This is a genomic window from Candidatus Thermoplasmatota archaeon (assembly GCA_035541015.1).
Classification (GTDB): Archaea; Thermoplasmatota; SW-10-69-26; order JACQPN01; family JAIVGT01; genus DATLFM01.
This window is the reverse complement of sequence record DATLFM010000088.1, coordinates 1-24,264: the sequence shown is the minus strand read 5'-3', so window position 1 is coordinate 24,264 and position 24,264 is coordinate 1. Positions and strand designations below refer to the sequence as shown.

Below are 24,264 nucleotides of genomic sequence, written 5' to 3'. Positions count from 1 at the left end.
GGTCTGCGGACACCCGGAACGCTATTTAAGCATGCTGGATTGTCTCGCAAATCCCGGCCGCCGCGCACGAAAACGCGACGCGCCAAAAGCACGTCGCGGCGATCTCACGGACGTCGCGCGGATCGTCCGCGAAGCGCCAACAGGACGACGGCCGCCGCGGCCAGCGGCGCGAGCGTCTCGACCGCGGCCGGCCCAGGAATCGTCTCGCGCCGCCGCCGCTCCTCTTCCTCGGTGGGCGGCGGTTCGACGACGTTCGTGCTCACGACGACAAACGCCCGGGACTCGTGCGACAGGTTCGTGGCCATGGCGTCCACTTGCAGGCTCAGCCGGTCGCCTGGCGTGGCCGTCTCGGGCGGGCGGATGACGATGGAAAGCTCGCGCGTCTGGCCGCGCGCGAGGTAGAAGGGCACGCGGTCGTAGGCGATCGACCAGCCGCGAAGGAGCTCCGGCGTCGTGTCGTTGCCAAAGCACGGCGGGTGGGCGCCCACGTAGTTCGGGGGAAGCGGGCACGCGTGGAGCGAGAACGTGTTGGCAAGCGAGCCGTTGTTCGTGACAAGCAGCGTGTAGGCGGCCGGCCGGCCGATGGACGCCGTGCGGCTTGGAGGCTGCACCGTGAGCGCCACGCCAAAGTGCGGGTTCACGACCACGCGCAGCGACACCGACTCGTCCACGCCGTCGCCTTGCAAGCGAACCGTCACGAGATTCTCCGAGCCGTTGGCGGCCGACCCGGGCGCGCGGACCGTGAGCACGGCCGTGGTGGTCGCGCCCGGGTTGGCGCTGGCGACAGACGAGGAGAGGTCAAGCGGCCAGGCGCCGCCTTGCGTGGGGCGCTGCGAGAGTCCAAGCGTGAGGTCCACGGGGACGTTGCCCACGTTTGTCGCGTTGAGGAGGAAGTACGCCTCGGTGCCCGGCTGGATGCCCGATTCGTTCGTCGAGATCGACACGCGCACGGAAGGCGCCGAGGCCACCCGCACCTCGACCTCCGCCGAACGGACCGTGCCATCCCCGGCCAGCGAGGTCGCCGTCACGTTCAGCCGGTACGTCCGCGCGACGGTGCCTGGGCTTGGGGAGAGCGTCACGTTCACCGGAATGCTCTGGCCCGGAAGCGCGAGCACGAGGGGCGTCTCGACGCGCGGGGAGAGCTCGTGCCCCTCCATGACCGTGAGCAGGACGCGCCCGGCGGCCGAGCCTTCGTTCGTGACGTTGAACGTGAGCGTCGCGGCACGGCCCGGCACGATGGGCGCGGCAGGCGCCGGCGGGGCGGCGATCCGGTGGTCGAAGACGAGCCGATGCGCGTGCACCGCCCCGTCGGAGGCGGCTGCGAGCCGCACCTCGCCCGAATCGACCGCGCGGGCCATCCGCACGAGGCCGCCCTCGACGTCGAGGTCGAACAACGGCGTGCCGGAGGACACGTGGAAGACGCGCAGCGGTCTCCCCGCCACGGCCAGGTACTCGAGGTCGGGCGTTGCGCCAAGGTCGGTTGCTCCGCCGTCGAGGTCGGCGCTCCAGCGGAAGGCGTAGCTTCCAGCCTGCCGCTCGAAGACGTAGAGGCGCAGGGCATCGATGGCGGCCAGCCGCGCGCCGTCGTGGGAGATCGCCACGCGCACCACCGGCTGCGGCACGGCGCCGGGCGCAAGCGTGGAGAGGCGGAGGTTGAAGGCGACCGCGCGCGACGCCTCGGAGATCACGAGCAGCCTGCCCGCGTCCGTTCCCGCGGCAAGCCAGGCGCCGTCGTCGGAAAGGTCGACGTCCGTGATCGCGCTGTCGGCCTCCTGGATCGTGTGGCGCACGATGGGCGTCGACGCGGTGGCGGTCGTGGTGGCGTACAGGTGAACCTCGCCCACGACGAGGTCGCCCGAGAGCGCGCGGCCGCCGGCGGCAAGGTGCGTGCCGGCGGTGGAAAGGTCGATGTCGTTCACGCGTCCGGCAAACGTGGCCGACCAGGCGAGGGTCCTAGCGTCTCCGCCGCCGTAGAAGCGCAAGGCGCTGTTGCCCGTGTCTCCGGCGGCCGCGACGGCGGCGCGACGGCCGTCGGCCGAAAGGGCCACGGCGCGAACGGGCTGCGAGAGGGTCTCGGTCCACAGCGGGCTCTCCAGGCTCGAGGTCGCAAAGTAGGCTACGTTTGGCGCGTCCACGAACGGGGACCCTGCCAGAAGACGCGATCCGTCGGCCGCAAGCGCCACGGCGCTCGTCCCCTCGCGCACGGGGTCCTCGTGGTCTGCGCGGCTGCGAAGGTACCCCGAGACAAAGTCGAAGAGGAAAAGGTCGCGGTCGGAAGGGTCCGGCTGCGGAACGGGCCCGCCCGGCCGCGCGTCGGCGGTTCCAAGCGCAAGCACGCTGCCGGCGGAGGCAAACGCAAGCGCAAGCGGCGGACCGCCTCGCAGCGGCGGCGGAACGCCCTGGGGCCCGCCGGGATGCTCGACGGGCGCGGGGCTCCACGGCTGCGCCGGCGGAGGGGAGCCTACGGCGGCGGGCGCCGTGAGCAGGATCGCGAGGGCGATCAACAGGCCCAGGCGTGCGGCACGCACGCTAGCCTCTCCCCCCGCGACGGAGGACGACGACGGCGCCCAAGGCGCCCACGACAAGCAGCAGCGGCTCGAAACCGGGCAGGCCAAGGAACCCGCCGCCGCGCTCGCCCACGCGGGCCACGAGGCTCTTCTGGTCCACGCGGCGGCCCTCCTCGCCCTGCGAGAACACGTCGACGAAGATCGTGATCTCGTCGCCTGCCTGCGCGGCCGAGGGCGCCGTCACGCGCAGGCGCACGACGCCCTTGTCGCCCAGACGATCGAGGACGACCGTCTGCGACGAGAGCGACAGGCGCCAGCCGACCGGATTGCGCGGCTCGGTGCGGTTCTCGATCCGGAAAACGTCCCGCGTGTTGCCGTGGTTCTCGACCGTGAGGTTCACGACGGCCGCCTCGCCGGGCGCCAGCAGAAGATCCGTTCGCTCGATCTCGACCGAGCCGCCAAAGCGCGGGTTCACGCGCACGAGAACCTTCGCCGTGTCGCGGATGCCCACCTCGCCCCGGCTGGCTTCGGCGACAAACGAGAGGTCGACGAAGTCGCCGTCGGCGGCCCGGATCGAGCGCACCTCGAGCAGGACCTCGCGCGTGCCAAAGGCGGGGATCGTGACGAGCCCGTCGGGCTCAAGGCGCGTGGCCCATTCCGTGCCGGGCGACCGGCCCACCGCGGTCACCGCGAACCGGATGGTGTCCTCGCCGTTGCCCGTGTTGCGGAGCGTGAGTCGGACGTCGCGCCGCTCGCCGGGGTTCACGACCGTCTCCTGCGTGCGCGGCGTCACCTCGACCCCGTACACGCGGCCGACGACGGTCGGCACGGCGACCGAGCTCGAGGCGACCGAGCTTCCGCCGGCGGCGACGGAGCCGAGGCTCTCGGCGCGCACCGTCGTGATGTACGTCTCCGGCAGCACGTCGTCGGGGACCGTCACGTTCAGGAACAAGCGCACGTCGCGGCCCGGCGGGAGGGCCACGGTCGTTGCGTTGAGCGTGGCCGACCAGGCGCGCGGCTGCGTGGGCGGGATCACCTCCAGGCGGAAGTTGTCCGCGTTGGAGCCCGTGTTGCGGACCGTGACGAGGTACCGCGCCACCGAGCCCGGCTGCGTCGTGCGCGAGGCGGGGTCGGCCGAGAGATCGACGCCGAAGGATTGCTGGAAGGCGAAGACCCGGCCCTTGGCAGGCGTGCCGCCGGAGGCGGGCTGGTCGGCCACGGCCACGATCCGCTGCCCGTCGTGCGAGATGGCCACGCCAAGGACCGGCGAGGCCACGACCGCGCCGCCGGTTCCCGGAACCACAAGCGGCAGCTGCCAGACGGGATCGATCGTCGAGTTCACGAAGCCGTAGAGGTGCGTTCCGCCGGCGACGAGCCACTGGCCGTTGAACGAGTACGCAAGCGAGGAGATGGCCGCGCGCGAGCCGGCCTGCGCGCCGCGCCAGGGGCCAAGCGGCGTGGCGCTCGAGCCCACGTCGCCGGCGTTGGCGTTCTGCGCGTTGCTGCGGTCGTCGCGGTTGATGCGCCACGTGTACACGTCGCCGGCGTCCGTGCCGACGGCGAAGTTGTTGCCGTGGAACGAGATGGCAAGCGCCGTGATGCGGCCTTCGACCGAGAACTGCGCGTCGCACCGCACCCACGGCTCGTTGATGGCGTGGCGGTTCGTGCAGAGATACACGCGGCCGGGGCTTGCCTCGTCGGCCGCCACGAAGTACCGCCCGTCGCCTGCGATCGCGACGTGACGGATGGGGCTTGTCATGTTACCCCACTGGTTGTGCGTCTCGCGCGACAGAAGCGCCGGCGCCGGGTTGTTGGGCCCCACGCCGGCCGCGTTGGCGTCGAAGAGGTACACGGCGCCGGCGGGCGCGGGAGCGGCCACGTGGCGCGTGGCGCCCACCACCACGAAGCGGCCGCTCGAGGAGATGTCGACCGCGTGGGCGGCGGCCACGGTGCCGACCTGGCTGAAGACGGTGAAGTTCGTGACGTGCTGGATCGCGCCGCCCGAGTACGTGTAGATCGAGGTCTGGTTGCGGCCCGGCGGCGCGGTGCCCGTGCCGTCGCTCACGACGGCGACCGTGTGGCCGACCGAGGTTCCGTCCGAGATGGCGATGCCATTGATGGGGCTCGCCGACGCGCGCGAGGCGAGGGGCTGTGTCCCCTGCCATCCATAGACGTACCAGTTGCGCTGCGCGGCGTTCTCCTCGTCGACGGCGACAAGGAGCGCGCCGGGACCGCTCTGCGCGCTGCCGCGCGCAAAGCGCACGAGGCGCTTGCCCTCCACGAGAAGGCAGGTGGGGCAGGTGTCCTCCTCGGACCACAGGAGCCCGGCCTGCTGCGGCGGCTCCAGCCGGAACGCGAAGAGCTCGCGGTCCTGCAGGTCCTGCGCCGAGCCGTCCTTGGCGACGACGGCGACCGTGCGGCCCCAGTCCATGGAGACGCCGTTGACGCGGCCGTCGACCTCGTACCCGTTGAAGGTCATCGGCGTCGGCTCCCCGGCAAACGCGAGGGGCGCAAGCGCCGCAAGAGCAAGAAGGCTGAATGGTACGGCGAAACGGACTCCCAACGGGCTCACCGGTATCCGGGCGACCATCAGGCTCAGCCTATATATACTTGGTTTTTTTGGATGGGTCTCCGAAGGAAAACCCGCGCGCCACGCCCCGTGCGAATCCCCAGGTTCATCGAACTATCGCTGCCCGGCGGAAAGCGCCGCGGAGACCTCGCGCTGCAGGGCCGAGAGCTTCTCCTTGAGCCGCTCCTCCTGCCGCTTGAGCGAGTTCAGGCGCACCTCGGTGGTCTCCTTCGAGTCCTCGAGGTCCTTGGCGACGGTCTGCCGGTCCTTCACGCGGATGAGAAGCGTGCCAACGCTCCGGTAGACGGGCGCGTCCTCGGGCGTCTTGGCAAGCTCCTCGAGCGTCCGCTCCATCTCCTTCACCTGCATCTCGAGCTGGACGCGCTGCGAGACGATCGTCTGCGCCTGCTGCTGGATCTGCTGCAGCTGCGCGATCTGGTTCCGGATCTGCGGCGGGATGTCGGCGGCCAACGGGATCGCCGGGGCGCAATGCGCCGTCCCGCTTTTAAGCGTGCGCACCTGCGATGAATGATCATCGCAGCCGCCGGGGCGAACCCGCCGATGGCTTTTTCCCGTGCGCGCCGCTCCTTGCGCGCATGCGACGGCCCGTTCCCGTGCTGCTTGCCGCCGCCCTTGTCGCCGGATGCCTGGGTCCCACCCCAAGCGCGCCCGACGACGCCGTCCCGCCCGCCCTCGGTTTTCGCCCCGACTGCTCGATCGCTTCGGGCCTTGACCGGTGGCCCGACCCCTGCACGGCGCGCGTCTCCTGGAACGAGGCGCCCGCCAAGACCGAGATCGACCTTGCCGTGAATCCGCTCGACCCGAACAACGTCGTGGTCGCCTCGAAGGACCTCGACCCGCGCGCGAGCAACTGCGTCTGGTCCGTGGCGCAGGTCACAAAGGACGGCGGGAGGACGTGGAAGACCGTGTACGTAGGCGGCGACCGCGCCAACCGCGAGCCGGTCCTCGTGCCCTACTCGTGCGTGACCGATCCCATCCTCGTGTTCGACGCAAACGGCGTCCTCTACTACGCCCTGCAGGCGTACCGGTGGGCGGTCTCGCCCCGCGACGTGCCCTCGCTTCCGACGGGCTGGCCGTACCTCGGCTCGGCCTTCGTGCTCGCGGTCAGCCGCGACGGCGGGGAGACGTGGGGCACGTTTGCGCACATGGCCGTGGGCGACGCGCAGCTCGTCTTCCACGACTACCCGCGAATGGTCGTGAACCCCGCCACGAACTCGGTGCACTCGGTCTGGAACGGGTGGACGACGACGTGGGGCGACTCCACGCGGGCGCCCCGCTCGTTCACGGACGTGCCCGGCCAGTACGACACGGTGTCCGTGTGGGCCGTGACGGCGCGCAGCGAGGGCCGCGAGGTGGACCGGCCTGTGAACTTCTTTGCGCCCGACGCGCCGCGCACGACGCAGTTCTTCGGCGGGCTTGCCGCCGACGCGGAAGGCCGCGTGTACGTCACGGTCGTGAAGTCGCCGCTCAACGAGGATCAGCGCCCGGCCGTCGAGGACGTGTTCCTCTACGAGAGCGTGGACGACGGCCGCAGCTTCCAGGAGGTGGGCCGCGTGTTCTCGTACGCCCGCGGCACGCAGGGCGACGGGCCGGCGCGCAACGCCGCGTGGCGCGCGCCGGTCCACGCCGAGCTTGCGGCGGACCTTGCGACCGGGCGTCTGTACGCCGCCTACACGGACGAAGCGCAAGGACACCGCGACGTCCACGTCCGGTGGAGCGACGACCGCGGCCGCACGTGGTCGGAGCCCGCCCGGGCAAACCTCGACGAAACGGCCAACGACCAGTTCTTCCCGCGCATCGTCGTCGCCCGCGACGGGGCGGTGCACGTCCTGTACTACGACCGCGCCTTCGACCCCGCCGACAAGCTCCTCGACGCGAGCCTTGCAACAAGCGTGGACGGCGGCGCGACGTGGACGAACCTTCGCCTCACGGCGTCTCCGTTCGACGGCGACCTCGGCAAGCACCAGACGACGCTTGGGCCCTTCATCGGCGACTACAACGGCATCGGCGTGGCAAGCGACGGGACCGTGTGGACCGGCTGGGGCGACACGCGCACGGGCGTGGCCGAGGTGGCCGTGGCCAAGGTGCTTGCCCCGTGACCACGCTCGAAGCCATCGCGCTTGCGGCGCTGCTCCTCGTCGCTCTTGGATGCGTGGCCTTCCCGGTCGCCTCGGTCCTCGTCGCGCGCCGGCTCCAGCGCGAAGCCCTCGCGCAAACGTTTGCGGAATGGAAGCCGCCCGTCACGGTGGTGCTGCCCTGCCGCGGCGAGCAGCAGGGATTCGAAGAGAACCTTCGCGCCATCGCCGCGCAGGCGTACCCCGACTTCGAGCTTCTCGTCGCGGTCGATTCGGCCGACGATCCTTCCGCCGATGCGTTCCGCCGCGTCGCGCCTCCCCGCGCGCGGCTTGTGGTCGTGGACCGCGACGGCGCCGACGCGCCGGAGTTCCGAAGCGGCAAGGCCCGCGCGCAGGCGACGGCCGTGCGACGCGCGCGCCCGGCGTCGCGGGCGATCGTCTTTGTCGACGCCGACGTCCGGCCCGCGCGCGACTGGCTCTCCCGCATGGTCGAGCCGCTTTCCGACCCGGCGGTGGGCGCCGTCACCGCGTACCGGTGGTACGTCTCCGAGCGGCACGGTTTCTGGTCGCGCCTTCGAGCGCAGTGGAACGGCACGGGCCTCGACGCCATGCTGCTTTCCCGGTACCGCTTCTGCTGGGGCGGCAGCATGGCGCTGCGGCGAGAGACGTACGAGCTTGCGCGCGTCGAGGACGCCATGCGCGAGGCGATCGCCGAGGACGTCGCCTTGACCCGCGCGGTCGAGCGGCTGGGCCTCTTGGTCGCGTTTGCCCCTCGCGCCTGCTCGGTGAACGTGGAGGACACCGACCGCGGCGGTTGCCTCGAGTGGTGCGTGCGGCAGACGGCTCTCACGCGCGAGAGCATGCCGCGCCTTTGGCGCTTTGCCGCCGCCGTCTACGGAGCTTCCGTGGCCCTGTTCGTCTTGGGCGTCGCGGCAGCGGCCGCCGGCTTTGCGCGCGCGGACCCGACGCTTGCGCTTGCCGGCGCTGCCATGACGATCCCCGTGCTTTCGAACCCGCTGCGCACGCGCATGCGTTGGCGGTTCTTCCGCGAGCTTCTGCCCGGCCACCGGCCGCTCCTGGACGCAGAGCGCGACTCGGCCGCGACCTCGCTTTTCCAGCCGTTCCTCATGCTGTACGTGCTGCACCGCTCGCGGCGCGTGCGCGCGATCGCCTGGCGCGGCCGCACGTACGCGCTGCGCCCGCCGCGGAGGGTCGCGCCGGTCGCCCGTTAAGGCCGGAGGAATCGGTGACCCGGTGTCGCCGGCGACACCGCGTTCCAAGAAAGTGTGGACGAGAGCATGGTTCATTCCAAGGAAGTGTGCAGAGAATTCATGGTCTTCCGCGCGGGAGAAAGGTCGCCGATTGCGAACCATTGCCACGCAATTGGTGGGGACATCGGGTCCCCCCTCCCATTCCATCGATCGCGTCAGCGCGCGAAGCGGCGCACGCGCTCGACGATCTCCGCCTTGGGAACGGCGCCAAGCAGCCCGTCCACGGCTTTTCCGTCCTTGAAGACGAGGACCGTGGGAATGCTTCGGATCTCCCACGCCGACGCCGTGATCGGATTCTGGTCCACGTGCAGCTTGGCAAACGTGGCGAGACCGGCAAACTCCTTCGCAGCCGCCTTGTAGGCGGGCTCCATCGCGCGGCACGGCATGCACCAATCGGCCCAAAAGTCGACGACCACGACGCCCGGCCGCGACACGGTGGCGTCGAAGGTGGCGTCCGTGAGATGAACGATCTCACCGTCGGCCGGGGGAGACGCGGCCTGGCCGGCGAGGCTTCGTCGCAGCCGCTCGCGGATCGCCTCCAGCTCCGGATCGGTCCCCGTGTCGTCCACGAGGGGAAATCGCCGCCACTCTTGTAAAGGCAGAGGGCCCGGCCGACCCTCACGAACCCTTTATGCGAAAAGGGGATTCTGGCGGGCCATGCGCGGGTGGGTGAGCGCGGCCGTCGTCGTGAACCTCTTCTTGGCCGGCTGCGCCCTGCCAAGCCAAGTCGCCGGCACGCCGATCGCACTGGAATGCTTCGAAGGACAGGCCTGCGCACGGACGCTTTCCATCGAAGGCGGGCAGCCGCCGTATGCGTGCGCGCTTGCTCCGGGCAGCGCCGTTCCCGAGCCTTTCGCCCTCTCCGGGTGCAACCTCACGGGCACGCCGTCGTTGCTGGCGGCCGGCTCCACGCGATCCGTGCTTCCCGCCTTTGCCGTGACCGTGACGGACAACGCCACGCCTCCGCGCAGCGAAACCCTCGCCGTCACCCTTTCCATCGTTGCCGCGCCGCCCCGGCTGCTGCCCGTCGTGGGCGCCTTCTGCGTCGTGGACGTTCCGTGCGACGGCAACGCGCGCGTGGCGACGGGGCAAGGCGGCGTTCCTCCGTACCACTTTCAATCCGACACCTTCCGCGAGGGCGCGCCGCCGTTGGGCGTGGTCGTGGGCGTCGACGGGATCATGACCGGGATCGCCCGCCAGGTCGGCGTCTTCGTTTTCCCCGTTTGCGTCGTCGATTCGGTCGCAAAGCAGGACTGCGGACCGGTCACGCTCGCGGTCCGGCCGGCAAACGACACGCCGCCAAGCTGTCCCTGCGAGCCTCTTCCGGACCTTCTTGTCACGCGCATCCTCTGGGACCCGGCCGGAACGCTGCGCGAAGGCGACGAGGTGGCCTTTGGCGCGCGCGTGGACAACGTGGGCCAGGCGCCGGCGGGCCCCTTCGCGATCCTTCTTGAGCTCGACGGCACCTTTCTGCGGCTGCGGGAGGTCGAGTCTCTGGCTCCCGGAGCCTACGCCGCTGCCGTTGCGACGTGGCGGGCGGTCGCGGGCAGTCATACCTTGCGCGCGGTGGCCGACTCGGGGGACGCGGTGGCCGAATCGGACGAGACGAACAACGAGCGGACAGAAGCGCTCGTGGTTGACGCCCGGGATCCGCCACCCCCGCCGCCGCCGGCGCAAGCCAACGCGCAGATCCTTTCGGTGTCGTGCAGCCGATCCTTCTCGCATTACGAGTCCTTCTACGAGACAACGTACTACGACGTCGAGATCCAAGCGCAAGGCGCCATGGCCGGACCCACCGGGACGCAGATCCAAGCCCGCGCCTCGATCCGCTGGGGCTCAAGCGCCCACAGCGTCTCGAGCCGAGAGTTTGAGGCTTCCTGGTCGCGCCTGAACGCATACGCGCGCGAAAGGACGGCCGGCGATCCCGCGGAGGGAACGTGGACGGCCACGTGGCGCCAGGACGATTGGGCGTCCAAGCCGGGCGAGTACGCGCGCGTCACGCTCACGCTCGTCGTTCCGCGCTCCGACGGCGGCCGAGACGTGAGCGACGTATTCTCCGACCGGCCCTGCTAACGCGTCGGCGCGGGCTTGCCCGCCCCGTGGAGGGCCCGGCTTGGAATCCGCTCGGACGGTGTTCAAGTCCCTCGGTGGCGCCTTACGCGCCGACGAACATGAAGATCCATTCGCTTGCCGCCGTCGCCGTCGTGCTCGCCTCCACGCTTGCCCTTGGCGTTCCCCTCGTCGTGGAGGAGGAGCCCCCGCACGCCTCGCCCGCGCCCCTCGTTGACGAGACGCCGACGTTCACGGCGCAGCGCATCCTGGACCGCGAGCGCGCGGGCGGAGAGCCCGTGATCGCGATCCTTCCCTCCGGCACGATCCTCGTGGCCGCGCACCCCGGATGGACGCACGCCAATCGCGCCGACCCCAACCTCGTCACGGGCGCCAACGGCCAGTCGTACGTGTGGCGATCCGCCGACGGAGGCGAGACCTTCGCCCGCGTGGCTCGCGTCGGCGGGACGGGCGACGTGCCCGGCCTTGCGAACGTGCCGTTTTCCGACTGCGTGCCAGGCCTTTCCGATCCCGACTTTGCCGTCACGGCCGAGGGCGTTGCGTACTTCACGGACTTCTACAAGACGGGCGCAAGCGTCCTTCGCAGCCTCGACGACGGGCAGACGTGGGAATGCCGCAACCTCGAGGACGGCCCCACCCGCAAGGACCAGGATCGGCCGTGGCTTGCCGCGCGCGGCGACGAGGTCTTCTTCGTTTCGAACTTCGGCGGCGGCCACAAGGTGCTGCGCTCCGTGGACGGCGGCGCCACCTTCGTCCACGTGGGCACGGCACGCTGCGGCGGCGACCTGTCGATCGGCGCCGACGGCCTTCTGTTCGTCGGGTGCTCGGGCGGCGGGCTCGAGCGCTCACGCGACGGCGGCGCCACGTGGACGCGCATCTCCCCGCGCGGTCCGCAGCTTGTCGGCGCGGCCGCGCTGCCGGAGCCGGCCATCGACGCGGCCGGCAACGTGTACGTGGCGGCCGTGGGATTCGCCGACCGCAAGGTCTACCTGTCCGTCCTTCCCCGCGACGCCGACGCCTTCCTGCCGCCGTACACCGTAAGCGACGCGCCGGTCGTGCCCTCGGGCGAGAAGATGTGGCCCTGGGTCACGGCTGGCAGCGAGGGACGCGTGGCCGTGACGTGGTACGGCACCGAGGGTCCCATGACCCTCGAATCCGAGTGGCGCGTGTTCGTCTCCTTCGTGACCGAGGCAGCCTCGGACTCGCCGACGGTGACCACCGTCGTCGCGACGCCGCAGATCGTCCACCGCGGCCGCATCCAGCCGGGCCTTGCCCTCGGGCTTGCCTGCGACTTCACGCTCGACTGCGTTCGCAACCCGCGCGACCGGCGCATGGGGGACTTCTTCGAGACGGCCGTGGACCCTCAAGGGTTCCTGCACGTCGTCTACTCGGACACGCAGGCGGTGGGCGCAGGCGGCCTCGAGGGCGTGCCGGCGGGAATCTCGCACGTGGGATACGTGCGGCAGACCGGAGGCGTGCGCCTGTACGCAAGTCCCGCGGACGTGCACTGGTACTCGTAGACGCCTGGGGGACCGCGGACGTTCAGACGACCCGGTCGTTGCCGCGGAGCGCCGGAACGGCCGTTTCCGGCGCGGGCGCGTACCGCTTGCGGCGGCCCGGCCCCGCCACGTGGACGAGATCGCCCGCCTCGACGAGGCGCCGCACGTGGTAGTGCAGAAGTGGCAGCGGCACGCCAAGCGCCCGCGCGTACTCGGCCAGGCGCCGGCCCGGATCGGCGGCGACGGCGCAAAGAACCTCGCGGCTGCTCGCAGAGACGGCGGCCTGCCCGACGTGGGCGACCTCCCCGGCCGCCACGAACACGACGGCGCGCCCGCGACGCACGGAGCGCGCCATGCCGCTTCGCTCGAGCACACGCAGATGGTAGCCCACGGCCGTCCAGTGGAGGCCAAGCTCGGCAGCGAGGACCGAGGGGGAGGCGCCCTTGCGCGCCCGGATCGTCTCGAAGATGCGGCGGCGGACCGGGTGCTCGAGCGCCTGGTGCGCCCGGATGCGGTGGTAGAGGACTGCGCCAAGAAGCGCAAGGCCCAAGAGGAGCACGGTGGCGGCCACCGCGGGCCGCTCCAGCACGGACAAAGCCGGCGTTTCCTCCCTCGCGCGCGCGTGGAACGCGGGCGTCGCGGGAGCGGGCGCCGGCCAGAGATCGGGCAGGCGCTCGACGGATCGGGCGGCGACGCCAGCGGCCGTGGCAACGCGGGAGGCGGAACCGTCGCCGAAAGGCGACGCGAGCGGGCCGCCGGCTTGCGCGCGCGCGGCGGGGGAAAGTCCACTCTCCGCCGGCGGCGGAAGCCGCGCGTCGGGCACTTCGAAACGTTGGCCGAAACGGAGCTCCTCGACCGCAAGTCCGGTGGGAGCATCCGCCGGGATTCCCGCGTGGACGCTCGTGCTTTCGAGCAGAAGCGGGCGCCCGTCCAGGGATTCCACGGACACGTCCCGCCAGGCGTCCGCCGCACCGCCCAGGACGGATCGAAGCTCCTGGACGACGATGTCGAAGACGTCGCAGACCCGGTCGGGCGCCAAGCCCTCCCATGCGCCGCCCAGCAACGTGCCATCGAAAAGCCCGGCCTCGGGATCCTCGACGTCCCCGGGCCAAAGCCCCCACACCCGATCGAGCTGACGGGGCCCCGTGGCGGGGGGTTCCGGATTCGTGCGGTCGGCCGGATCGACCGTCCGGCCGATTTCGGGGAAACCGGAAACGAACCACCGAAGCGTCGACGACGACTGCTGGAGGGTCTCCGAAACGTCCAAGAGGACGCGCGCCACGACGCCGCCAACGGGAAGCGCGGGCGTCGAAGGGGGCGGAAGGCGGTCGAGGGCCTGCCGCGGAGCGAGCGACGGGGACGGCGTGGAAGGCGGTGCGGGCGCCGCGGGCGCGGGCGTGTGGGACTGCACGCGGCCTCCGGCCTCGGAATCCACCTCCGCGCGGGCGCCCGATCCGCTCACGGTCACGACGACCTCGCCCGCCGACGCGGAGGCGCCAAGGACCGTGACGGCCAGAACAAGACCAAGAAGCGGCGCTGCGCGCACGCGGCAACCCATGCGCATGGGCGTTCGGTAGACAACGCCCCTGATCAAGGTTCTTCTCTAATCTTTGAACATTTGCCTAGCACACGTCTTCATCACGAGCTCTGCGCCACGCTTGGCCTTCGGCCGCGGGCGCACCGCCGCGCGCTCCGCGGCTTCCGCGACGGCCTTGCGACCAAGGCAGGATCAAGCTTGGCCTACAGCACGACCCGCCGCTCTTCCTTGACGGTGTTGAGCACAAGCTGCGTGTTGCTGCGCTCCACGTGCTCCATGGCGAGCATGTCCTTGATGAACTCGTTCAGCTCGTCGCGATCGCGGAAGCGCGCGATCACCATGCTGTCCCACTCGCCCGTCACGTCGTAAACGCCAAAGACGTGCGGGTTGCGCGCGATGCGCTGCTGCACGTCCATGAGCTTGCCGTGGGCGATGCGCACACCCACGATCACGACGAGGTCGTAGCCGATGCGCGAGCCGTCCACGACGGGGACGTAGCCCTTGATCACGCCCTCGCCTTCGAGCCTGCGGATGCGGTTCGATACCGTGGAGAGGGAAACCTCGAGCTCCCGCGCGATGTCGCGGAAGCTCTTGCGCGCGTTCTTGTTGAGCGAGCGGATGATCTTCGTGTCGAGGTCGTCAAGCTCGACCACGGGACGGGCCGTGCGCGCGTCGGTCATGGGTTTCGATCGACCGGCGTTTCATAAAGATTTCGATCCTTTGCGCGACGGGCTTCCAAAATGGCGGTCGTGTGACCGTCGCATGGGCGATCCGATCGCCCGGATAGGCTTAAGCCTCCCACCTTGCATCGCCTCCTTGGTCGCCATGATCGGCTACGTCCTCATCCGGACGGCTCCGGGCAAGGAGCACGACGTCTACCAGCAGCTCGAGAAGATCCCTCAGATCAAGGAGAAGTACGGGCTCTTTGGCGAATACGACGTCATCCTCAAGATCGAGGCGACCGACGCGGACGACGTGACCGAGATCGTCGTCGGCAAGGTCCGGGCCATCAACGGCGTCGTCGACACGAAGACCTTCATCGGCACGCAGTTCCAAGGCTAGAACCGCAGCCGGGTCGCCTAGCGCCGACGGCGCAGGGCGATCGCCGCAAGGACCCCAAGCGCCGCCAGCGGCGCGAATCCTGGGGTCCGCGGGGGAGGCGGCGGAGCGGTGCCGTTCCCGTTCGTGTCGTTTCCGTTGCCGTTCCCGTCGTTGACGGGCGGCTCGCCGGCCACGTTCACCGTGTGGGCCTTGGCGTCGGGCGCGGCGGCCGGGATGCCATCGGGCGGGCAGGGGCTTTGGGAGCCAACCTCCGTGAAGGCGCGCACGTTCACGGTCGTAAGGCCGGGAACCGCGTCCTCGGGAACGTCCACCCGCAGCGTCGCATCCTCGGTGCGGTTGTACGCGCCCGTCGGCAGCGTGCTGCTGTAGACCCCCGCCGGGACGGGGAACTCGATCAGGCTTGTGATGTTCACGGACAGTCCGCCTGGGCTTGTGGCCTCGAGCAGCACCTGCACGCTCGTCGACTGAACGCACTCCACGTTGTTGAACCGCAGGTTCACCTGGAAGCGCTGCTCGTGCGTGCCGCCCTGCGCGATCGTGTGCGGCCCCGGCGGAAGCGCGACGATGTGAACGGAAGCGACCGGCTGCCCCTGGCCCATGGCAAGCGGCGGAAGCAAGGAGAGCGCCAGTAGCGCGACGATCCAAAGAGCGATCGAACGCATGCCGATCGTGCGTGCACTTGCCGACGGAGTTATAAAACGTTCGGTCGGTGTCGGCGCGTGGACGCGCGCGCGATGACCCTCCGCGAGGCCCGGGGCAACGCGCACGAGAGTACGTCGCTTGCGCGCACCGCGCTTGTCGTCTGGCGCTCCCTGCGTCCCGAATTCTGGCTCGTGTGCATCTTCCCGATGTACATGGGCTACGTGATCGCCGCGCGACAGCCGTTTCCCGACGTCGCGCTGTGGCAGGCCGTGTGGACGCAGGCGCTCACGACCGGCGTCGACCTTGGCGTCGTGGCCGCCGCGACGGGACGCTGGTTCGCAGGGCAGTACGCCTTTGTCTTTGCCATCCTGTGCATGGGTCCGCTCATCTGGGGATCCACGCTCCTCTTCAACGACGTCTGCGACCTTGCCGCCGACGTCTCGAACCCTCGGCGCAGCGAGACGCCGCTCGTGCGCGCCCTCCTGTCGCCGCGCACGGCGATGCGGCTTTCGGTCGCGCTTGCAATCGCCGGCCTTGCGCTCGCGGCTCTCATCTCCCCCGTCTTCCTGGCCCTCATGGCCGCTTGCCTGGCGCTTTCGTGGGCGTACTCGTCGCCGCCGCTCCGCCTGAAGGGCCGCGCCGGATTCGACCTTCTCGTGAACGTCTTTGGAATCGGCGTCCTTTGCACGCTTGCAGGCTGGAGCCTTGCCGCGCCCCTGGAAGCGTTCCCCTTCCCCTACCTCCTGCAGCCGATCCTCCTCCTGGCAAGCGCCTACGTGCCGACGACGATGGTGGACGAGCCCTTCGACCGCGAGTACGGCTTCGACACGATCGCCGTGCGCTTGGGGATCGTGCGCGCGTGGTGGTTGGGCTTGGCCTTCGTGCTTGCCGCAAACGCGCTCTACGCGCTCACGGCCTGGTTCGACTACGTCGTGACGTGGCGGGTGTTCGAAGTGACCTGGCCGCTTGTGGTCCTGGAGACCGTCGCCTACGCCGTCGGCTTCTATCCGTGGAACGGCCGCCTGCCGACCCGGCGCGCGTTTGTGGCCATCGCGGCCGCCGGAATCCCCTTTGGCCTTGGCCAGGCGATCTTCATCGCGCACTACACGGGCGCGCTGTTGCTTTGACTACGGCGTCACGCCGCCCCACAGGCGCGAGCGCGTGGCGCCAAAGGAGGATTGCACGCTGTTGAGCACGATGCGGTCGCCCTCCTCGATCGCAAGCGCCTGCCGCTGCGGGTCGGACGTCTCGTCGATGGGCCCCATGACGGCCTCGCCGCGGGGCGACTTTCGGAGCGCGTCGGGCGTGCGCGCCGTGAGTGGGACGACGCAGAAGAGCGCGCGCAGCAAGAGCGGGATTCGGTGCGCGCCGTCCACCTTCGAGACGGTGACGAGGTCCTCGTACGGCGTGAGATCCGTGTTCTGCGAGAGGGCCTCTTCGCGGATGCCGATCTCCCCCGGCGCAAGCTCGCGCGAGAAGCCTCCGACCGGTGTCACGTAGAAGTCCCGAAACGCGCGGATCGGGAAGGGCGCCTCGTCGAACCCGTCGATCCGCTTACCCCACTTCCGCATCCAGCCCTTCGTTCTGCATTCCACGCTATAAGCCGTTTTTGCTTTTGCGCCGGAAAAGCGGCACGTTTTCAGTCGTTCCGCCGACGAACGCCCGGGACAGTCGTCGTCGCCCGCGGCAGCTCAGGGGCCGACCGATCGACCGCACGCGCCGCAAAACGCCGCTCCCTCGGCAAGGTAGGCGCCGCAAGCGGGACAGAAACGAGCCGCAGAAGGCGGTGGAGCCGGCCACGGAACCGGCACGAAGGGAGCCGGCGCAGGCGCGGCAAGCGAGGCGTATACCAAGACGGCCGCCGCAACACCCACCGGCGTCATGACCAACGAGACGAGGACGCCGCCGGCCTGCTGCGCCAGGGCCTGGACGAGGATCGACTCTCCGCCCAAGGCGAGCGAGAGGGGCGCCGTCGCGATGGCCGAAAGGATGGCCCCCACAATCGCCAGGATCACAAGGAGCCCCAGGATGGACAGGCGGCTTCCCTGCGTGAGGGCTCGGCTGCGCGACAGGCGGTCGCCCACCGCGCCGGGCGCCTCGAGCGCGGCCGCCACGGGCGCGACGTACCACCGCAGGTACAGCCAAACGGCGAGCACGATGGCGCCAAGGAGGCTCAGGAAGACAAGCGGCGCCACGGCGACGAACGCCTCCGGCGACGCGGCACCCGCGACAAGCGTCAAGAACAGCGGCGCAAGGCCGCCCACGATAAGGAGCATGGGCACAAGCATGGTGACAAGCAACGTGACCGCGAAGTGGCCAAACCGTCCTTGCCCCATCGCCCACGCCTGCGAGAGGCCCCGGCGCTCGCCGCGCAACAGGCCGTCGGTGACGACGATGCCAAAGTACACCGCAAAGAGCGTGAACACGAAGCCCGCCACGCCCGCAAGCGCCGTGGGCGCGGCGAGGTTCGCAAGGAAAAGCGCGGGCGAGGCCTCCGGATCGGGAAGGTCCGACAGGAAGGCGACGAGAACGAGCGCGCCAACGAGCCCCTCGAGCACGATGAAGACGCCCATCGTCGAGACGTACAGCCCGAGGTTGTCGAACACGATGCGGAAGGCGCCCGAAAGCACCTGGCCCAGGTCCATCCGGCCCATCTACGCCACCAATTGGCGCCCGCAGGCCGCGCAGAAGCGGTTCGAGGCCGCGTTGGGCGCGTTGCACGTCGGGCAGAAAACGTTGGGCGCCCCGTAGCCGGAGCCGGAAGGCGCTCCCGGATACGTGGAGTCGACCGGACGAGGCGGCGGGCTCGGGGCGTAAGGGGGCGGCGGCGCCCCGTAGGGCGGGGCGTAGCCCGGCGGCGGCGACGCGTACCCGTACGGCGGCGGCGCGCCCGGAACGCCGTAGGGTCCGCGCTCGGGCGGGCGCACCACGAGCCAGATGACGACGCCGATGAGGCCCGTGAGAAGGACGATGAGGAGCCACAGCACGGCGTTGTCGCCGCGTTTTTGGGCGTCCGTATAGACCCAGATCGCCAGCACGATCTGGACGGCAAGCATGACGAAGAAGAACAGGAAGATCATGCCGGCGACGCCGGCTGCCATGCCAAAGTCGCCCTGCTGGACCCGCGTTGCCGCGTCCACGAACCAGCGGCCAAGCTCCTCCCGGGTGGTGAACTGCATGGGGGCCGGGCGACCGAATGCGGGCCGCCGGAGATAAGGCTATCCGCGCGCCCCTATCCGTCGCGCAGCCGGCGGGGAGCCTCGAGGACGAGGGAGAGCTCGCGGTGCTGCGAGCGGAAGTACCGGCGGCCCTTCTCCCGCCTCTCCTCGAGAAGCGGAAGGAGCTTCTGGATCGCAAGGCCCACCGTTCCCGGCTTCTCGTCGATGCGCTCGGCGATCTCGGAGAGGAACAGCCACCCCTCGCCCCGCTTGCGCTCCTCCATGAGAGCCGCGAGGATGCGAACGTTCACGCTTGCCGAAAGCACGCGGACGATCGCCTCCATCTCCGGGGCGTCGCGGGTCAGCGTAAGCTCGCGGGCGGGCATCCGGCCGCCCAACGCCCGCCCAGGATTTATTGATTTCGTAATATCATAATCGCACGATTTCGTGACGTCGTAGTTTCGTGATTTTACGAAACATTTAAAGCGCGCAAACCTGTTCCAGGCCCGGGACGGGGGACGCGCGTCCCTCGCGGGACGGATGGGACGGAGGCTCTGGGCCGCCTCCGACGATACTACCAGTCCGTGCATCGGCCCCCCTCCCCTTCTTCTCCTTCCCCGCGGGCCAACGTTTTTATCCTGCCGCCGTCGCTGTCGGCCCGACGCCATGCGCCTGCTCTTCATCCACGCCGACTCGGTCGAGTACGAGGCCAAGAAGCCCGCGTTGAAGGGCGTTCCCGAGCTTCCCGAGGACCGCCGCCGCGGCGCCATGACCGAGGCGCTTGTCGTCTACTACTCGGTGGAGGCGGGCGACGAGGCCGATGCGGAAGGCCTCTGCAAGCTCGCGCTCCAGAACATCAAGGACGTGGCCGGCCAGGTGAAGGTCGCAAACGTCGCGCTCTACCCGTACGCGCACCTCTCCTCGACGCTTGCCAAGCCCCAGGACGCCATGCGCGTGGGCGAGACCCTCGTGCAGACGGTGCGGGCGGACGGCTCGTTTGCCCTGCTCGCCGTTCCCTTCGGGTACTACAAGTCCTTCTCGCTGAAAGCCAAGGGCCACCCGCTTGCGGAGCTTGCGCGGACGATCCGGCTCGACGCGTCGGCCGCGCCCGGCAAGGCCGGGACGCCAGTCGATGTGCACCGAAAGGGGGCTCCGGAGGGCGCGCTTGGCAGCCGCACATCGTCGTCGGCGGACTCGGAGGCCGTGAAAAGGGAGAAGACCCTCCAGTCCACCTGGTACGTCCTCACGCCCGCAGGCGAGCTCGTTCCGGCCGCGTCGTTCGACTTCTCCTCGCACCGGACGCTCGAGAAGCTCTACCGCTACGAAAGCGCCAAGGTGCGCGCGACGGCGGGCGAGCCGCCCCACGTGAAGCTCATGCGCGAGCAGGAGCTCGTCGACTACGAGCCCGGCTCCGACTCGGGCAACTTCCGCTGGTACCCCAAGGGGCAGCTCGTGAAGCGCCTCCTCGAGGAGCACGTCTCGAACCTCGTCGCACGCGCCGGCGCCATGCGCGTCGAGACGCCCATCATGTACGACTACCAGCACCCGGCGCTCTCGAAGTACCTGCAGCGTTTCCCCGCGCGGCAGTACACGGTCCAGAGCGAGGACAAGGAGTTTTTCCTCCGCTTCGCCGCGTGCTTTGGCCAGTACCTCATCGGCCACGACATGACGATCAGCTACAAGCACCTGCCCCTGCGGCTCTACGAGCTCACGCACTACTCGTTCCGGCGCGAGCAGAGCGGGGAGGTGGCGGGCCTGAAGCGCCTCCGGGCCTTCACGATGCCCGACATGCACACGATGGTCGCCGACGTGGCGCAGGCCAAGGAGGAGTTCGAGGGCCAGTTCCGCCTCTCCATGCGCTGGATGGACGACCTCGGCGTACCCTACGAGGCCGCCGTGCGCTTCGTCCGCAGCTTCTACGAGGAGAACAAGGACTTCGCCGCCACCCTGCCCCGCCTCCTGGGCCGCCCCGTCCTCGTCGAGATGTGGGACGAGCGGTTCTTCTATTTCGTCACGAAGTTCGAGTTCAACGTCGTGGACACGAGCGACAAGGCAAGCGCGCTCTCCACCGTCCAGATCGACGTCGAGAACGGCGAGCGCTTCGGCATCGCCTTCGCCGACGCTTCGGGCCAGAAGCGGCACCCGCTCCTCCTGCACACGTCCATCAGCGGGAGCGTGGACCGCAACGTGTACGCCTTCCTCGAAAACGAGGCGCGCAAGATCGCCGCGGGCCAGAAACCGGCGTACCCCTTCTGGCTTGCCCCCACGCAGGTCCGCCTCCTTCCCGTCCGGGACGAATTCGTGACCGCCTGCGAGAAGCTCGCCGAGTCGCTGCCCTGCCGCGCGGACGTGGACGACCGGGACGAGGGCATCGGACGCAAGATCCGCGACGCGGAGAAGGAATGGGTGCCCCTCACGATCGTGTACGGCGAGAAGGAGGCCGCCTCGGGCAAGCTCCCCGCGCGCCTGCGCGACGGCACGACAAGGGATCTCACGTTCGAGGAGCTGGCGCGGTACGTCGTCGCCGAGCGGGGCGACCGTCCGCAGGCCGCCCTGCCGCTTCCGCGGCGATTGTCCCTGCGGCCGGCGTTCCGGGGCTGACGAGGGCGCCAAACGAAGCCGAGGACCGGCGCGAGGCGCGCGATCGTCCAATTCCAAAACCGGAAATCGTTCGAACGACGGACGCGAACGCGCGAACCATTATGACGCATGAAGCCTTCCGAAAAACGAGGAGCCTTCATGGCCACGGCGATGGGACCCGGCTCGGAGGACGGCGCCAAGCCCGACGGACTCGTGATCTACATCGACGGCGCGTGGGTCCCCGAGGCCCGGGCGGCCATCTCGGTCTTCGACCACGGCTTCCTGTACGGGGACGGTGTCTTCGAGGGCATCCGCGCCTACAACGGGCGCGTCTTCCGGCTCGACGAGCACCTCGACCGCATGTACGACTCGGCCAAAGCCATCGCGCTCGAGATCCCCCACACGAAGGCCCAGTTCGCCGAGATCATCCTCGAGACGCTGCGGCGCAACAACCTGCGCGACGCGTACATCCGGCCCGTCGTGGCGCGCGGCGTCGGCGACCTTGGCCTTGACCCCCGCAAGTGCAAGAAGGCCACCGTCGTCGTCATCACGAAGCCCCTCATCTCGCTGTACCCGAAGGAGCGGTACGAGAAGGGCCTCACGCTCGTCACGGTGAGCACGCGCCGCACGCCCCCCGAGTGCGTGTCGCCCAACATCAAGAGCCTCAACTACCTCAACAACATCCTCGGACGCATCGAGGCGAACACGCGCGGCGCCGACGAGGGCATCATGCTCGACACGCACGGCTTTGTCTCGGAGGCCACCGCGGACAACATCTTCCTCATCCGAAAAGGCGTCGTGCTCACGCCGCCTCCGCACAACACGCTGAAGGGCATCACGCGCCAGACCGCAATCGAGGTGGCCCGCGCCGAGGGCTACGAGGTCCGCGAGGAGACGATCACGCTCTTTGACGTGTACAGCGCAGACGAGGTCTTCATCACGGGCACGGCCGCGGAGCTTGCGCCCGTGGTCGTCGTGGACGGCCGCAAGATCGGCGACGGAAAGCCCGGGCCGGTCACAAAGCACCTCACGGCCGCGTTCCGCACGCTGTGCAACCAGACGGGCACGCCCATCGACGCCGAAGAGAGGGAGCGCGTCCTGGCCTAGGACGTCCTCGGTGTGCGCGGCGCGACCGCTTGTCCCAAGAGCTTGATAGACGCGCGCATGCGAGCGAACAGCAGCATGCCCATCGACGCCAAGGACGATCCCCTGTCAAGCGCGGACGAGACGCCGCCCGAGCCCGCGCCCGCCGGCCTCGAGCGACGATGGTACGCGCCCGAGACGGAGTTCGTCGAGGAGCCAGATTCCGTCGAAGCGCCGTGGGGACGGCCCGCGGCGCCCACGGTCGGCGGGACGACGCTTCGCATCGTCGGTGTCCATGCGGCCACGGGCCTGGCGTTGGCCCTGGCCGCCCTCGCCTTCGCCTGGACCGCCACGCCCGCGGAGCCCGGCTCGGTGCCGGTGACGCCCGTCACGGGGGCGCTCGTGTGGAGCCTCCTTGTGGCAGGCGTGGTGATCGCCGTCGCGTGCGGCGTGCACGCGGCGCGCGTGCTGGAGCCCTACCCCGGAAGCGCCTTTGTCGCGGGCTTCCTCGGCGGGGGCCTCGGCCAGATCGTGCTTGCGTTCCTGTTCACGGGCCTCCTTGCCGCCGCCTTTGCCGCCGCAAACCCGGAAGCCGCCTCGCAGGAGATCGTCGCGAGCGCGCGAGCCTTGCTTGCAAGCTTAGGCGCGCTCGTGCTTCTTGCCTTTCCGGCGGCGTTTGCCGGGGGGCTCTCGGCGGCGCTGCTTGCGCGCCCCGCCGGCGTTCCGGCGCCGGCCGCGGAGCGTCGCGCTCCCGTCGCCCGGCGCGACCGGCGGCCCACGGTGTAGCTGGGGAAAGCTCGTTTCCGGTCCGGGCCGCTCGAAATCGGCCGCCGAATCCGGCCCATGCCCGCGGTCTTGGTTCCGACCGATCAAGGCGCGGGGCGGCCTATTTGACCGGCCGGTAATTACAAGTTGCTAGAGCCAGCACGGCACCGACATCCGTCCCTCCCGCCAGAGAGGGTTGCATGGACGCTAACCCGATGGGCGCCCGCGATGGCGGTCTTGGCGATTACCTCTGCTGGGTCGCCTCGTACGTCTGCACGTTCTCCGCTGCGGTCCTCCTGCTGGGCCTCGTCGTGGCGTGAACACGATCAAGAACGCATCCCCCTCGGCGGTCTTCCCCCGGACCGCCTCCCTCTGACCTCCTTCCCCCGGCGGCCGCGGTCGGCCGCCACCCTTCCACGGCTGCGATGAATGATCATCGCACCCCCATTTCAAATACCCGCGCGGGCGTTTCCCCCGCTCATGCGCTCGCGCGTGAAGAACTTCTTCAAGCAGGCCCCCGACGTCGACGCCGTCGCCCTCGTCAACAGCGAGTCGCCGCACGTGGACCTCTCCTTCTATTATCTCACCGACCTCGTCGAGGGAGGCATCTTCGAAGGAAACGCGTGCGTGGCGCTGCCCAACGGCAAGGTGCACGTCGCCACGAACTCGCTCGAGGAACAAAGCGCCCGGCGCGCCAAGGACGCGACGATCTCCGTGTACGCCTCCCGCAAGGAGCGCGAGGACATCGTCCGCAAGGCCCTCGGCGGCGCCAAGCGCGTGGGCTTCCACGGCCGCGAGATCACCTACGTCGCGTGGGAAAGCCTGAAGCGAAGCCTCCCCAAGGGCGCCAAGCTCGTGGACGTCTCCGAGCCCATGCTGCGCGCGCGCCTGTTCAAGGACGAGATCGAGATCGACCGCATCAAGAAGGCCGCCGACATCGCAAGCAAGGTCGCGCTCGAGATCCCCGACTTCCTTGCGGCCGGCAAGACGGAGCGCGAGCACGCGGCCGAGCTCAACGACCGCATGCAGCGCCGCGGCGCCTCGGGCCCAAGCTTCAGCACGATCACGAGCTTTGGCGAGAACGCCGCCGAGCCCCACGCGTTCCCAACCGACCGCAAACTTCGCAAGGGCGACTACGCGCTGTTCGACTTTGGCGCCTGGTACAAGATGTACGCCTCCGACATCACGCGCACCTTCGTCTTTGGCAAGGCCACGCGCGAGCAGCGCGAGGTGTACGACATCGTGCGCGAGGCCCAGCAGGTCGGCTTCGACGCCATCCACCACGGCGCGAAAGCCGCCAACGTGCACAACGACGTCGCGGCCGTCATCGACAAGACGAAGTACAAAGGCCGGTTCATCCACTCCACCGGCCACAGCGTCGGCTTGGCCGTCCACGACGGCGGCCGCATCGCCGCGCAAAGCGAC

The 24,264-nt window shown here is 69.8% G+C and carries 21 protein-coding genes; 10 read left to right on the top strand and 11 right to left on the bottom strand.

The window, feature by feature from the left end:
* Window positions 1-104: 104 nt before the first annotated feature.
* The 3 genes from VM681_07890 to VM681_07880 form a co-directional block, all read right to left on the bottom strand.
* Window positions 105-2,528: a hypothetical protein gene (locus tag VM681_07890; GenBank protein HVL87904.1), complete on the bottom strand. Its 2,424-nt coding sequence runs from the start codon at window positions 2,526-2,528 to the stop codon at window positions 105-107.
* 1 nt (window position 2,529) lies between these two features.
* Window positions 2,530-5,079, bottom strand: coding sequence for a hypothetical protein (locus VM681_07885; protein ID HVL87903.1), 2,550 nt, complete (start codon window positions 5,077-5,079; stop codon window positions 2,530-2,532).
* 111 nt (window positions 5,080-5,190) lie between these two features.
* On the bottom strand, window positions 5,191-5,547 hold the full coding sequence (locus VM681_07880; protein ID HVL87902.1) for a prefoldin subunit beta: 357 nt from the start codon (window positions 5,545-5,547) through the stop codon (window positions 5,191-5,193).
* Window positions 5,548-5,672: 125 nt separating this feature from the next.
* Between VM681_07880 and VM681_07875 the strand changes: the two genes are divergently transcribed.
* Window positions 5,673-7,196 carry a sialidase family protein gene (locus VM681_07875; GenBank protein HVL87901.1) on the top strand — a complete coding sequence of 508 codons (1,524 nt, stop codon included), beginning with the start codon at window positions 5,673-5,675 and terminating at the stop codon, window positions 7,194-7,196.
* The gene (locus VM681_07870; GenBank protein HVL87900.1) at window positions 7,193-8,404 is read left to right on the top strand and encodes a glycosyltransferase family 2 protein; all 1,212 of its coding nucleotides are present in this window, start codon (window positions 7,193-7,195) and stop codon (window positions 8,402-8,404) included. The genes VM681_07875 and VM681_07870 overlap by 4 nt, the downstream gene beginning before the upstream one ends.
* Before the next feature lie 194 nt (window positions 8,405-8,598).
* Here the strand turns inward: VM681_07870 and trxA are convergent, their stop codons facing one another.
* Window positions 8,599-9,012, bottom strand: coding sequence for a thioredoxin (gene trxA / locus VM681_07865; GenBank protein HVL87899.1), 414 nt, complete (start codon window positions 9,010-9,012; stop codon window positions 8,599-8,601).
* A gap of 88 nt (window positions 9,013-9,100) precedes the next feature.
* On the opposite strand from trxA, the gene VM681_07860 reads away from it, so the two are divergent.
* Window positions 9,101-10,516, top strand: coding sequence for a CARDB domain-containing protein (locus VM681_07860; GenBank protein ID HVL87898.1), 1,416 nt, complete (start codon window positions 9,101-9,103; stop codon window positions 10,514-10,516).
* 98 nt (window positions 10,517-10,614) lie between these two features.
* On the top strand, window positions 10,615-12,033 hold the full coding sequence (locus VM681_07855) for a sialidase family protein (GenBank protein ID HVL87897.1): 1,419 nt from the start codon (window positions 10,615-10,617) through the stop codon (window positions 12,031-12,033).
* Window positions 12,034-12,055: 22 nt separating this feature from the next.
* On the opposite strand, the gene VM681_07850 is transcribed toward VM681_07855, so the two are convergent.
* Window positions 12,056-13,576 (bottom strand): helix-turn-helix domain-containing protein, encoded by a 1,521-nt coding sequence (locus VM681_07850; protein HVL87896.1) that lies wholly within the window; start codon window positions 13,574-13,576, stop codon window positions 12,056-12,058.
* Between the two features lie 176 nt (window positions 13,577-13,752).
* Window positions 13,753-14,229 (bottom strand): Lrp/AsnC family transcriptional regulator, encoded by a 477-nt coding sequence (locus VM681_07845; protein ID HVL87895.1) that lies wholly within the window; start codon window positions 14,227-14,229, stop codon window positions 13,753-13,755.
* A gap of 145 nt (window positions 14,230-14,374) precedes the next feature.
* On the opposite strand from VM681_07845, the gene VM681_07840 reads away from it, so the two are divergent.
* Window positions 14,375-14,611, top strand: a complete 237-nt coding sequence (locus tag VM681_07840) for an Lrp/AsnC ligand binding domain-containing protein (protein ID HVL87894.1) — start codon at window positions 14,375-14,377, stop codon at window positions 14,609-14,611.
* Window positions 14,612-14,628: 17 nt separating this feature from the next.
* Here VM681_07840 and VM681_07835 read toward each other — a convergent pair whose 3' ends face one another.
* Window positions 14,629-15,273, bottom strand: coding sequence for a hypothetical protein (locus VM681_07835; protein ID HVL87893.1), 645 nt, complete (start codon window positions 15,271-15,273; stop codon window positions 14,629-14,631).
* 57 nt (window positions 15,274-15,330) lie between these two features.
* Between VM681_07835 and VM681_07830 the strand changes: the two genes are divergently transcribed.
* The gene (locus VM681_07830) at window positions 15,331-16,380 is read left to right on the top strand and encodes a UbiA family prenyltransferase (GenBank protein HVL87892.1); all 1,050 of its coding nucleotides are present in this window, start codon (window positions 15,331-15,333) and stop codon (window positions 16,378-16,380) included.
* Here VM681_07830 and VM681_07825 read toward each other — a convergent pair whose 3' ends face one another.
* The 4 genes from VM681_07825 to VM681_07810 all read right to left on the bottom strand — a co-directional run bounded on the left by VM681_07825 (window position 16,381) and on the right by VM681_07810 (window position 18,797).
* Window positions 16,381-16,824, bottom strand: a complete 444-nt coding sequence (locus tag VM681_07825) for a hypothetical protein (GenBank protein HVL87891.1) — start codon at window positions 16,822-16,824, stop codon at window positions 16,381-16,383.
* Window positions 16,825-16,944: 120 nt separating this feature from the next.
* On the bottom strand, window positions 16,945-17,907 hold the full coding sequence (locus VM681_07820) for a zinc ribbon domain-containing protein (GenBank protein HVL87890.1): 963 nt from the start codon (window positions 17,905-17,907) through the stop codon (window positions 16,945-16,947).
* The gene (locus VM681_07815) at window positions 17,908-18,432 is read right to left on the bottom strand and encodes a zinc ribbon domain-containing protein (GenBank protein HVL87889.1); all 525 of its coding nucleotides are present in this window, start codon (window positions 18,430-18,432) and stop codon (window positions 17,908-17,910) included. It abuts the gene before it with no gap.
* A gap of 53 nt (window positions 18,433-18,485) precedes the next feature.
* On the bottom strand, window positions 18,486-18,797 hold the full coding sequence (locus VM681_07810) for a hypothetical protein (GenBank protein HVL87888.1): 312 nt from the start codon (window positions 18,795-18,797) through the stop codon (window positions 18,486-18,488).
* Window positions 18,798-19,077: 280 nt separating this feature from the next.
* On the opposite strand from VM681_07810, the gene VM681_07805 reads away from it, so the two are divergent.
* From VM681_07805 to VM681_07790, 4 genes are all read left to right on the top strand, one after another.
* A complete protein-coding gene (locus tag VM681_07805; GenBank protein ID HVL87887.1) occupies window positions 19,078-21,012 on the top strand; it encodes a threonine--tRNA ligase in 1,935 nt (644 codons plus the stop codon).
* Between the two features lie 138 nt (window positions 21,013-21,150).
* Window positions 21,151-22,098 carry a branched-chain-amino-acid transaminase gene (gene ilvE / locus VM681_07800; protein HVL87886.1) on the top strand — a complete coding sequence of 316 codons (948 nt, stop codon included), beginning with the start codon at window positions 21,151-21,153 and terminating at the stop codon, window positions 22,096-22,098.
* Window positions 22,099-22,173: 75 nt separating this feature from the next.
* Entirely contained in the window at window positions 22,174-22,860 is a 687-nt protein-coding gene (locus tag VM681_07795) for a hypothetical protein (GenBank protein HVL87885.1), read from the top strand.
* A gap of 459 nt (window positions 22,861-23,319) precedes the next feature.
* On the top strand, window positions 23,320-24,264 hold a 945-nt coding region (locus VM681_07790), incomplete at its 3' end, for a Xaa-Pro peptidase family protein (protein HVL87884.1).

Bases quoted from the DNA above. Each gene is read 5' to 3' on its own strand.
- VM681_07855 (HVL87897.1), top strand. From the start codon at position 10,615: ATGAAGATCCATTCGCTTGCCGCCGTCGCCGTCGTGCTCGCCTCCACG.
- VM681_07840 (HVL87894.1), top strand. From the start codon at position 14,375: ATGATCGGCTACGTCCTCATCCGGACGGCTCCGGGCAAGGAGCACGAC.
- VM681_07850 (HVL87896.1), bottom strand. From the start codon at position 13,576: ATGCGCATGGGTTGCCGCGTGCGCGCAGCGCCGCTTCTTGGTCTTGTT.
- VM681_07820 (HVL87890.1), bottom strand. From the start codon at position 17,907: ATGGGCCGGATGGACCTGGGCCAGGTGCTTTCGGGCGCCTTCCGCATC.
- VM681_07805 (HVL87887.1), top strand. From the start codon at position 19,078: ATGCGCCTGCTCTTCATCCACGCCGACTCGGTCGAGTACGAGGCCAAG.
- VM681_07845 (HVL87895.1), bottom strand. From the start codon at position 14,229: ATGACCGACGCGCGCACGGCCCGTCCCGTGGTCGAGCTTGACGACCTC.
- VM681_07810 (HVL87888.1), bottom strand. From the start codon at position 18,797: ATGCCCGCCCGCGAGCTTACGCTGACCCGCGACGCCCCGGAGATGGAG.
- VM681_07875 (HVL87901.1), top strand. From the start codon at position 5,673: ATGCGACGGCCCGTTCCCGTGCTGCTTGCCGCCGCCCTTGTCGCCGGA.
- ilvE (HVL87886.1), top strand. From the start codon at position 21,151: ATGGCCACGGCGATGGGACCCGGCTCGGAGGACGGCGCCAAGCCCGAC.
- VM681_07835 (HVL87893.1), bottom strand. From the start codon at position 15,273: ATGCGTTCGATCGCTCTTTGGATCGTCGCGCTACTGGCGCTCTCCTTG.
- VM681_07815 (HVL87889.1), bottom strand. From the start codon at position 18,432: ATGCAGTTCACCACCCGGGAGGAGCTTGGCCGCTGGTTCGTGGACGCG.
- VM681_07860 (HVL87898.1), top strand. From the start codon at position 9,101: ATGCGCGGGTGGGTGAGCGCGGCCGTCGTCGTGAACCTCTTCTTGGCC.
- VM681_07825 (HVL87891.1), bottom strand. From the start codon at position 16,824: ATGCGGAAGTGGGGTAAGCGGATCGACGGGTTCGACGAGGCGCCCTTC.
- VM681_07795 (HVL87885.1), top strand. From the start codon at position 22,174: ATGCCCATCGACGCCAAGGACGATCCCCTGTCAAGCGCGGACGAGACG.